This is a genomic window from Streptomyces sp. H27-D2 (genome assembly GCF_035828615.1).
In the GTDB taxonomy this organism is placed as follows: domain Bacteria; phylum Actinomycetota; class Actinomycetes; order Streptomycetales; family Streptomycetaceae; genus Streptomyces.
In genome coordinates, this window is sequence record NZ_JAYMZR010000159.1 from 1 (window position 1) to 10191 (window position 10191).

Consider the following 10191-nt stretch of genomic DNA (forward strand, 5'->3'; position numbering starts at 1 on the left):
CATCTCCCCGTCCCCATCCTCCGCATTCCGGGCTCACCGCCACGCACCCGCTGGAGCCGTTGATGTCGCTGCCGCCCTCGCTCGGCACCGTGCCCGCCCCGTCGTCCCCGGCCACCGGGTGCACGCCACCCGAACTGCCCACCGCCGACGACGCCGTGGCGCACACTCTGCTCAACTGCCTGCTCCGCGAGGTCTCAGGGCCCGAGCACCAGACCGCCGTCGCCGACGGGCACCTGCTGCTGCGGCTGCCGCGCCGCGGCCCGCTGCTGCGGGTCGCGCTGCGCCGCACCTCACTGCTCGGCGCGCACCGCTTCACCGGCCCGGTCTGCGAACAACTCGACGGCGGGTGGACCCCGGTGAGCTGGCGGGACCTCGCCGAGTACACCCGCGCCGAACTGTCGCTGCGCACGGGCGTCAGCAACGAGGAGTTCCTGGACCAGATCGCGTCCAGCCACCTCGGGGTGAGCGCGGCCCTGACCGCGCGGGCCGCCGCCGACCGACCGGCCGTCCCGGCAGCCCGGACCTCTCCGTACACCGCTCCCGCCGAGCCCGCGCCGGACCCGCACCCGAACCGCGCCCAGCTCGCCGCCTACCTGCGCTCCGAGCAGTCCCTCCTGTTCGGCCACCGCTTCCACCCCACCCCCAAGGCCCGCAGCGGAGACCCCGACGCCTGGTCCGCCTACGCGCCCGAGACGGGGGCAGCCTTCCCGCTGCGGCTGCTCGCCGTACGGGAACACCTCGTCGCTGAGGAGCGCGCCGAGCCCGGCGCGACCGCCCCGCTCGACCGGCTGCACCCGGTGCCCGCGGGCCACCGGCTGCTCCCCGTACACCCATGGCAGTACGAATTGATGTCCGGGCAGCCGGAGTTGAGGGCGGCCCTGCACCGCGCGGACATCCTCGACCTGGGAACCGGCACGACCCCCTTCGCCGCCACCGCCTCCGTCCGCACCCTCTACGACGGCGACACCTTCCTGAAGTTCAGCCTGAACGTCCGCATCACCAACTGCCTGCGCAAGAACTCCCGTTACGAGCTGGCCGGCTCGGTCGCCCTCACCCGGCTGCTGGAACCGGCCCTCGCCGACCTGGCCGCGCGCTTCCCCGGCAGCGCGGTCCTCCGGGAGCCCGCCTACCGCAGCCTGGCCCTCCCCGGACCCGGCGGGCGTCCGCACCTCGCGCTGCTCGAAGGCTTCGGCGTGATCGTCCGCGAGGGCCTCTCGCGCAGGCTGCTGCCCGGCGTGACCCCGCTGCTCGCCGCCGCCGTCGCCGACGAGTACCCGACCGGCCCGGCGCACATCTCCCGGCTGCTGGCCGGCGCCGGCCCACGAGCCGCCCTCGACTGGTGGTCGGCCTACCTCGGACTGCTCGTCCCGCCCGTACTCGCCGCCTACTTCCAGCACGGCATCGTGCTGGAGCCGCACCTCCAGAACGTCCTGATCTGCGTCGACGGCGACGGCATGCCCGCGCAGGTCCTCTTCCGCGACCTGGAGGGCACCAAGCTGCTCCCCGAACACCACACGGCGACGCTCGCCGCGCTCCCCGCCGACGTCGCCGGACCCATGACGTACGACGCGCAGCGCGGCTGGGACCGCGTCGTCTACTGCCTGCTGGTCAACCACATCGCCGAGCTGCTCGCCGCCCTCGCCGACCTGCACCCGCAGACCGAGGCCGCGCTCTGGGCGCGGGTGCGCGCCACGATCCAGCGGTACGCGGACCAGGAGGGCTGCCCGCCCCGGCTGAGCGCGCTGCTGGCCGGCGTGCCGCTGCCCGCGAAGGCGAATCTGCTCACCCGCTGGGAACGCAGGGCCGACCGCGAGGCCGGCTACGTCCGGCTGTCCTCGCCGCTCGCCGAATCCGTCCTGTCCGGAGCGGTCCGCCACGACACCCCCTGGAACCCCCGATGACAGTCCCGCCGGCAGCCCTGACGACATACCCGACGACAGCCCTGACGACGTCCCCATCCCCGCAGACGCCCCCGAAGGCTTCAGCCGACACGCCCCCGGCCACCTCGCCCATCACAGCGCCGGTGCGCGAACGCGCCCTCGCCCTCCGCGCCGACGAGCTGCCCGCCTACCTGTACGACCTGGCGGCGCTGCGCGAGCACGCCCGCGCCGTACGGGCGGCGCTGCCCGACTCCGTCGAGCTGTACTACGCGGCGAAGGCCAACCCGGAGCCCGAGGTCCTGGCCGCCCTCACCCCGTACACGGACGGCTTCGAAGTCTCCTCCGGCGGTGAACTGGCCCATGTCCGCAGGGCCGTTCCCGCTGCCGCGCTGGCCTTCGGCGGCCCCGGCAAGACGCCGGGGGAGATCACGGACGCCCTGGCGACGGGCGTCGAACGCTTCCATGTCGAGAGCGCCTACGAACTGCACATGCTCGCCGCGCTGGCCGCCCGCTCGGCCCCCGGACGGACGGTGCGGGTGCTGCTCCGCTTCAACCTTCCGGTGCCGGGCGGCTCCCTCACCGGCAGTTCGCTCACGATGGGGGGCCGCCCGACCCCGTTCGGCATCGACCCGGCCGAGGCCGACGCCCTCGTGCGGCCGCTCACCGACGGCGGCTATCCGCACCTGGAACTGGTCGGCGTCCACGCCCACTTGGCGAGCGGACTGGCCGCGCCGGACCAACTCGCCGTCGCTGAGGCTGTGGTGGACTTCGCGCTCGCGCTGTCCGAGCGGCACCGCTTCCGGCTGCGCGAGGTGAACGTCGGCGGCGGCATGACCGTCGACTACGCGGCCCCGGCCACCCGTTTCGACTGGGCCGGCTACGGAGCGGGGCTCGGCCGGCTGGCGTCCGCGCACCCGGAACTGCTGCTGCGGATCGAACCGGGCCGCGCGCTCACCGCGTACTGCGGGTGGTACGCCACCGACGTACTGGACGTGAAGCGCAGCCACGGCGAGGAGTTCGCGGTCCTCCGGGGCGGCACCCACCATCTGCGCACCCCGGCGACCAAGAGCCACGACCAGCCGTGCACCGTGCTCCCGGTCGACGCCTGGCCGCACCCCTGGCCGCGCCCGCCCGCCGTACGCGACCGGGTCACCTTGGGCGGTCAGCTCTGCACGCCGAAGGACGTGCTGGCGAGCGGGGTCGCGGCGGCAGGGCTGCGGGCGGGAGACCGGGTGGTGTTCTCGCTGGCGGGCGCTTACGCGTGGAACATCTCGCACCACGATTTCCTGATGCACCCCCGGCCGGGCTTCCACTTCCTGGGAGTGTGAGCTTCCTGGGAGCTCGTGAACCCACCCGGCCGGCGTCCCGCAGGCAGCGGCTTGCCGCTACAGCTTCGACAACTCGTCCACCAAGTCATCCAGTCCCAACGACCCCTGCGAGAGCGCGGCCATGTGCCACGCCTTCGCGTCGAACGCGTCGCCGTGCGCCTTGCGGGCGTTCTCGCGGCCCAACAGCCAGGCGCGCTCGCCGAGTTTGTAGCCGATCGCCTGGCCCGGCATCGACAGATAGCGGGTCAGCTCGCTCTCCACGAAGTCCGCCGGCCGGCCGCTGTGGTTGCCGAAGAACTCCCCGGCCAGCTCGGGGGTCCAGCGCTCGCCCGGGTGGAAGGGGGAGTCGGCCGGGATCTCCAGACCGAGGTGCATGCCGATGTCGACGATGATCCGGGTGGAGCGCATCATCTGCGCGTCCAGATAGCCGAGCCGGCGCTCGGCGTCGGAGAGGAAGCCGAGGTCGTCCATCAGGCGCTCGGCGTACAGCGCCCAGCCCTCGGCGTTCGCGCTGACCAGGCCGATCGTGGCCTGGTAACGGGAGAGCTGATCGGCGACGTGCACCGACTGCGCGATCTGCAGATGGTGGCCGGGGACGCCCTCGTGGTACCAGGTCGAGGTCAGGTCGTAGACCGGGAAACGGGTCTCGCCCATCGTCGGCAGCCAGGTGCGGCCGGGGCGCGAGAAGTCCTCGGAGGGGGCGGAGTAGTACGGGGCCGCGGCCCCGCCCGGCGGGGCGATCCGGGACTCCACCTTCCGTACTCGCTCGGCGAGGTCGAAGTGCGTACCGTCCAGCGCCTCGATCGCCTCGTCCATCAGGCTCTGCAACCAGACCTGGACCTCTTCGACGCCCTCGATGTGCGTGCCGTGCGCGTCGAGGTGGGCGAGCGCTTCCCACGGGCCCGCGCCCGGCAGGATCTTCTCGGCCTCGGTCCGCATCTCGGCGAGCAGCCGGTGGTACTCGGACCAGCCGTACGCATAGGCCTCGTCGAGGTCGAGGTCGGCCCCGTTGAAGAAGCGCGACCAGCGGGCGTAGCGCTCGCGGCCCACGGTGTCCGGGCGGCCCTCGACCGCCGGGGCGTACACGGCGCGCATCCAGTCGCGCAGCGCGACGAGCGCGCCGGTCGCGTCCTGGGCCGCGGCGTCCAGCTCGCCGCGCAGGGCGTCGGGCCCGTCCGCCGCGAAGTCGCCGAACCAGCCGCGGCCCTCGCCCGCCCACTCGGTGAGCTGGCCGACGAAGGTGGCCGTCGCGTGCGGGCCGCCGTACAGCTTCTGCTCCAGACCCTGTTCGAGCGAGGCCCGGTAGCCCTCCAGCGCGGCCGGCACGGCGCGCAGCCGCCGCGCGATGGCCGCCCAGTCCTGCTCGGTCGCCGCCGGCGTCAGCGAGAACGCCTCACGGACGCTGTGCGCGGGCGAGAACAGATTGCTGACCCTGCACAGCCCCTCCCCGGCGTCGTGCACGGCGAGTTCGGCGTTCAGCCGCTCGCGCAGCAGCCGTCCGCAGCGCCGCTCGACACCGGTGTCCGCGCCCGGCCGCCGCTGCGCGTCGTCGAGCTTGCGCAGCGTCGCACGGGCGAGGTCGGCGACGGCCTGGAGGCCGGCCGGCGAGAAGTCCGGCAGTCTGCCCGAACTCTCCTCGACTCCCAGATAGGTGCCGGTGATCGGGTCGAGGGCGATGAGCTCGTCGACGTAGGCGTCGGCGACCTGGCGGGGCAGCGGGCTGCTGTGGGTGTCGGACATACGGACATCCTCGTACGCGAGGGGCCTCCGCGTCTGCACTTGACGCGGGCCGCTCGTCTCGGCGTGGTTACCGGCGGGGCGGCGTGTGGTCGGCGGACGTCGACAGTTCCTCGGCCCGCGCCGACAGTTCCCCGGCCTGCGCTGACAGCTTCCCGGCGTGCGCCGAGAGATCCTCGGCGTGCACCGATATATCCCCAGGCCGACCCTCGGCCAGATCCTCGGCGTGCACCGACATATCCCCAGGCCGACCCTCGGCCCTCTCCGACAGGTCCTCGGCGAGGTCGCGGAGCAGCGCCGGAAGCTGCGCGTCCAGATAGAAATGGCCACCCGGGTAGCGCCGTACGGAACAGCCCGCGCTCGTCTCCTCGCGCCAGCTGTCGATCCCGGCCGGCTGGGCGTGCTCGTCGTCCTCCCCGGCGAAGACGGAGACCGGGCAGGTCAGCGGCGCTGCGGCCTGGTGCACATGACCCTCCAGCCAGGCGAGGTCGGCGCGCAGCGGGGTGAGCAGCAGCTCATGGAACTGCGGGTCGGACAGGGCCCATTCGGGCGCGCCGCCGAGCGCGCGCACCCAGTCCAGCAGCTCCTCGTCGGGCAACCCGGACAGCGGCAGCCTGGCCGCGCGCAGCAGCGGGTGCGCGACCCCGGATATGCCCAGCCGCACGGGCCCGACCCGCCCGCCACCGGACAGCAGCCGGGCCAGCTCGAAGGCGAGCACGCCTCCCATGCTGTGGCCGAACAGGGCGTACGGTCGGCCGTCGCGGTCAGCCGTGATCGCGGCGGCGACGGCCGCCGGATCGACCAGGGCCTCGTCCGCGATCCGGTTCTCCCGGCCGGGCAGCTGTACGGCGGCCACCTCCACCCAGGCCGGCAGCCCCGCCGACCAGTTCCGGTAGGCCGACGCTCCGCCTCCCGCGTGCGGCAGGCAATAGAGCGTCAGACGCGCGTCCGGCCGGGGGTCGGTGCGGGTGATCCACCGGGGCGGGGCGGGGCGTCGTGCCGGAGCGGGAGTGTTCATCTCACCTGCGTCTCGTCCGCGGGGTGGTGGGGATGGCCGGCCGGCTGCTCTGCCGTCCGGCCCGGCGATCCATGGCGGCATCCTCCCGCATGGGGCACGGGGGCGGCCGGAAGGGGGCCGGAGTACGGCCGGAGCGGGGGTGTCCGGCGCGGTCTTGAGGGGCGTATCCGCAAGATTCGGGGCCTGTCCCGCCGACGGAAGGCTGGTGCTGGAGCAGGGGCACGCCCCGCTGGAGCGGCGGCAGGAAAAATAGCTGGCGCCGTCTCGCAGAGCGCGGCTATCGTTCGTCTCGTTCGGAGCGGTGGCTGAGAGCCGCCTTCCCCGGGCATGCTGTCGGATCGTTGAAGAAGCAGGAGGTGAGGACATTGATGACTGTCGCTGTGCTGGGCACTGCCCGCATTCAGAAGATCATCGATCCCACCCCTGTGGTCTCCGGCTGACACCCACTCGAATTTCCGCGCGCTGAGCGCGCCGCCGGGGCCACCCTTCGAAGGGTCCTCCGTTGTTGTTCAACGCTTCGCTCAACACATCTTCCGACTCAGACTCCGACCCCGGGTCGGATTCCATCGCTCCGTCCCTGCTGGCCCGATACGGCTGGGACGAGGGGTGGGAGTCCGAGTTCGCTCCTCACCTCGCGCACGGGCTGCTGCCCGGCCGCGTCGTGCGGGTGGACCGGGGCCGGTGTGACGTCGTCGTCCCGCGTGGGGACAGCCTCGTCACCGTCCAGGCCGACACCGCGCCCGTCACCACCGGCGATCCGATGCGGATCACCTGCACCGGCGACTGGGCCGCCGTCGATCCGGCCGATGCCCGGCAGCCGCTCGTCCGCGCGCTGCTGCCGCGCCGCAACGCCTTCGTGCGCTCGACCTCGTCCAAGCGCTCGGAGGGCCAGGTGCTGGCCGCGAACGTCGACCACGCCGTCATCGCGGCCTCGCTCGCGGACGAGCTGGATCTCGGCCGGATCGAGCGTTTTCTCGCGCTCGCCTGGGAGAGCGGTGCACAGCCGCTCGTCGTGCTCACCAAGTCCGACCTGGTGACCGATCCCGCTGTGCTGTCATTCCTAGTCTCCGACACCGAACTGGCCGCGCCGGGTGTGCGGGTGCTGCCGGTCAGCGCGGCGACGGGCGAGGGCCTCGACGTCCTCGCGGCGGTTCTCACCGGGGGCACCGCGGTGCTGCTCGGGCAGTCCGGCGCGGGCAAGTCCACGCTCGCCAACGCCTTGTCGGGCGAAGAGATCCAGGAGGTGCGGACCACCCGCGACAGTGACGGCAAGGGCCGGCACACCACGACCACCCGCGACATGCTCGCGCTGCCCGGGGGCGGCGTACTCATCGACACCCCGGGGCTGCGCGGCGTCGGCCTGTGGGACGCCGAAGGCGGCGTCAACCAGGTGTTCTCGGAGATCGAGGCGCTGGCGGAGAACTGCCGCTTCCACGACTGCGCGCACGGCGAGGAGCCGGGGTGCGCGGTGCTCGCGGCGGTGGACGACGGCTCGCTCCCGCACCGCCGTCTGGAGAGCTACCGCAAGCTCCTCCGCGAGAACCGACGCCTCGCGGCCCGCACGGACGCCCGGCTGCGGGCGGAGATTCGCCGCGACTGGAAGCAGCGGCATCAGCAGGCGGTCAGCCGCCAGATCATGGAGGGCAAGCGGGCGCGTTGACGGGGGAGTGCTGACGGGGGAGTGGCGGGGGGGGGCACGCCACTCAGCGCGTCAGCCCGTCAGCTTCTCCGCCTGCGCCTTGGCCACCGCGGCCGGGATCTCGGGCGTCTTGTCGTCCGTCAGGTTCGCGGTGTAGAAGGTGGCGACCGTGGACCCGGAGCGCACCACCTGGAACAGCAGCGGTACGGCGTCCCCGTCGAGGACGCCCGTCACCTGGTAGGCGAACGCGTCGTCCCCCGCCTTCGGAGCGGTCAGTTCCTTCACCGCCGAGTACTTCGAGGGGCTGTCCCCGCCCCGCGCCGTGAAGCCGCCCGCGCAGGCCTTCGCCGCCGCGCGCAGGCCGTCGAGCACTTCGCCCGCCTGCTGGGGCCGGTGCGCCGCGAGGAATTCGGTGACGACGGTTTCGCCGCCCGCGCCCTTGCCGAGCAACTGGCGGTAGACCGTGGCGGACCCCTTCGGCTCGGGAAGGCCGTTGATCACGGCGGTGAGCGGCCGGCAGGCCGCCTTGTCCGCCTTCTCGCCCTCGGACGGGGCGCCCTCCATCGCGTTGACGGTGAAGCCCGGCACGTCGGTCCCGGAGAGGACGGCCTTGTCCAGGTCCGACTTGGACAGCGTCCGTCCGTTCTCGCCGCCGCTCGCGCCCTTCTCCGGCGCCGGGCCGACCGAGTCGGCGGGGGAGCGGGCCGCGCTCTCCTTCTTCGGGGTGTCCGCCGCGTCCGCGTCGTCGGAGGACGACCCGCCGCACCCGGCGGTCAGCCCCAAGGCCCCCAAGGCCAGCACGGCCGCTGCCGCCGCGACGCCGCGTGTCGTACGTGTGCCGTGTGCCCTCAAGCCGTGTGCCCTCAAGCTCAGTGCCTTCAAACGCGGTGCCCGCAAGCTGTGTGCCCTCAAGTCGAACCACTCCCCGTGTCGAGCCCCGCTCATCAGCGGCCGTCCGCCGCACGCTAGCAACAGCCGTCACTCGCGCGCATGGGCCCACGGGCCCACCGCCGCACCAGCCGCGCGCGGTCCCGGCACCGCGACGTGCCCCGGAACCGCCGCGCCCCGCAGCGGGCCCGCCGGCGGCGAACGTCGCGTCCGATTCCCGCCGGTCAGGGCCCCCGCGATGCCGCAGACTGGACGGTGTGATGGATGAAGAGACCAGGTACGAGGCGGTGTGCAGCCGCGACGCGAGGTTCGACGGCGAGTTCTTCTTCGCCGTCGCGACCACCGGCATCTACTGCCGTCCGAGCTGCCCGGCGGTCACCCCGAAGCGGCGGAACGTGCGGTTCTACCCGACTGCGGCAGCCGCCCAGGGCTCCGGGTTCCGGGCCTGCCGGCGCTGCCGCCCCGACGCGGTCCCCGGCTCGGCGGAGTGGAACGTACGGGCGGACCTCGTCGGGCGCGCGATGCGGCTGATCGGCGACGGCGTCGTGGACCGCGAGGGCGTCGCCGGGCTGGCCGACCGGCTCGGCTACAGCACCCGTCAGGTCAACCGGCAGCTCACCGCCGAGCTGGGCGCCGGCCCCGTCGCGCTGGCCCGCGCCCAGCGGGCGCACACCGCGCGGGTCCTGCTCCAGACGACCGAGCTGCCGGTCACCGAGCTCGCCTTCGCCGCCGGATTCGCGAGCGTGCGGCAGTTCAACGACACCATCCGCGAGGTCTACGCCCGCACCCCCAGCGAGGTACGGGCCGCGGTCCGCCCCGCGGCAGCACGCCGGCCGGGACGGGCCGGGGCAGCCGGACGCCCGGGTTCGGCCACGGGGGCCCGGCAGACCGGGCAGGCGGTACGGGTCGGCCGCAGCGCCGTGGGCGAGCCGCGCGGCCCCCGCGACGCCGCCGCCGATCGGGGCTCCGCCCCCCACGCCCCGCAGGCCACTCCCTCCCCGCAGGACGCCCCCGGCGGCATCCCGCTGCGGCTCGCCTACCGGGGGGCGTACGCGGCGCGCGAGATCTTCGACTTCCTGGCGCGCCGCGCCATCACCGGCATCGAGGAAATCCTCGGCGACCCCGGCTCCCGCACCTACCGGCGCACCCTGGCCCTCCCGTACGGCCAGGGCATCGCGGAGGTCGGCGAGACGGTCGGCGCCGCGGCCACCGCCCCCTCCGGCGGCTGGCTCGACTGCCGGCTGCACCTCACCGACCTGCGGGACCTCACCACCGCCGTGCAGCGCGTCCGGCGGCTGTTCGACCTCGACGCCGACCCGTACGCCGTGGCCGAGCGGCTCGGCGCGGACCCGCGACTGGGCCCGCTGATCGCGGCCCGCCCCGGAGTGCGCTCACCCGGCGCCGTCGACCCGCACGAACTGGCCGTACGGGCCGTGCTCGGCCAGCAGGTCACCGTCGGGTCGGCCGTACGGCTCGCCGGGACGCTCGTCGCCGCGTACGGCAAGCCGCTCGCCGTAGCCGACGGGACGCTCACCCACCTCTTCCCGGACGCGGGCACCCTCGCCGGCGCGGACCTCGCCGAACTCGGCATGCCCGACGCGCGCCGCCGCGCGCTGCGCACCATCAGCGCCGCCATCGCCGACGGGACGGTGCGCCTCGATCCCGGCGCCGACCGGGAGGCGGCCGAACGGGCGCAGCTCG

7 protein-coding genes are annotated in these 10191 nt (G+C 73.9%); 4 read left to right on the forward strand and 3 right to left on the reverse strand.

What is annotated here, in order from left to right:
* The first annotated feature begins 62 nt into the window (after positions 1-62).
* Both QMK28_RS32730 and QMK28_RS32735 read left to right on the forward strand, forming a co-directional pair.
* Positions 63-1901 carry an IucA/IucC family protein gene (locus tag QMK28_RS32730; RefSeq protein WP_326443334.1) on the forward strand — a complete coding sequence of 613 codons (1839 nt, stop codon included), beginning with the start codon at positions 63-65 and terminating at the stop codon, positions 1899-1901.
* 122 nt (positions 1902-2023) lie between these two features.
* Complete coding sequence (locus tag QMK28_RS32735) at positions 2024-3208, forward strand: type III PLP-dependent enzyme (RefSeq protein ID WP_326443329.1); 1185 nt, start codon at positions 2024-2026, stop codon at positions 3206-3208.
* Between the two features lie 57 nt (positions 3209-3265).
* Here the strand turns inward: QMK28_RS32735 and QMK28_RS32740 are convergent, their stop codons facing one another.
* Positions 3266-4948 (reverse strand): DUF885 domain-containing protein, encoded by a 1683-nt coding sequence (locus QMK28_RS32740; protein ID WP_326443330.1) that lies wholly within the window; start codon positions 4946-4948, stop codon positions 3266-3268.
* Positions 4949-5015: 67 nt separating this feature from the next.
* Positions 5016-5963, reverse strand: coding sequence for a thioesterase II family protein (locus tag QMK28_RS32745; protein WP_326443331.1), 948 nt, complete (start codon positions 5961-5963; stop codon positions 5016-5018).
* A 505-nt stretch (positions 5964-6468) separates the two neighbouring features.
* Between QMK28_RS32745 and rsgA the strand changes: the two genes are divergently transcribed.
* On the forward strand, positions 6469-7623 hold the full coding sequence (gene rsgA / locus QMK28_RS32750; RefSeq protein ID WP_443050902.1) for a ribosome small subunit-dependent GTPase A: 1155 nt from the start codon (positions 6469-6471) through the stop codon (positions 7621-7623).
* A gap of 51 nt (positions 7624-7674) precedes the next feature.
* Here the strand turns inward: rsgA and QMK28_RS32755 are convergent, their stop codons facing one another.
* Positions 7675-8454, reverse strand: coding sequence for a hypothetical protein (locus tag QMK28_RS32755; protein WP_326443332.1), 780 nt, complete (start codon positions 8452-8454; stop codon positions 7675-7677).
* A gap of 296 nt (positions 8455-8750) precedes the next feature.
* Between QMK28_RS32755 and QMK28_RS32760 the strand changes: the two genes are divergently transcribed.
* Positions 8751-10191, forward strand: a 1441-nt coding sequence (locus tag QMK28_RS32760) for an AlkA N-terminal domain-containing protein (RefSeq protein WP_326443333.1), incomplete at its 3' end; no start/stop codon positions are given.

Bases quoted from the DNA above. Each gene is read 5' to 3' on its own strand.
- QMK28_RS32745 (WP_326443331.1), bottom strand. From the start codon at position 5,963: ATGAACACTCCCGCTCCGGCACGACGCCCCGCCCCGCCCCGGTGGATC.
- QMK28_RS32730 (WP_326443334.1), top strand. From the start codon at position 63: ATGTCGCTGCCGCCCTCGCTCGGCACCGTGCCCGCCCCGTCGTCCCCG.
- QMK28_RS32740 (WP_326443330.1), bottom strand. From the start codon at position 4,948: ATGTCCGACACCCACAGCAGCCCGCTGCCCCGCCAGGTCGCCGACGCC.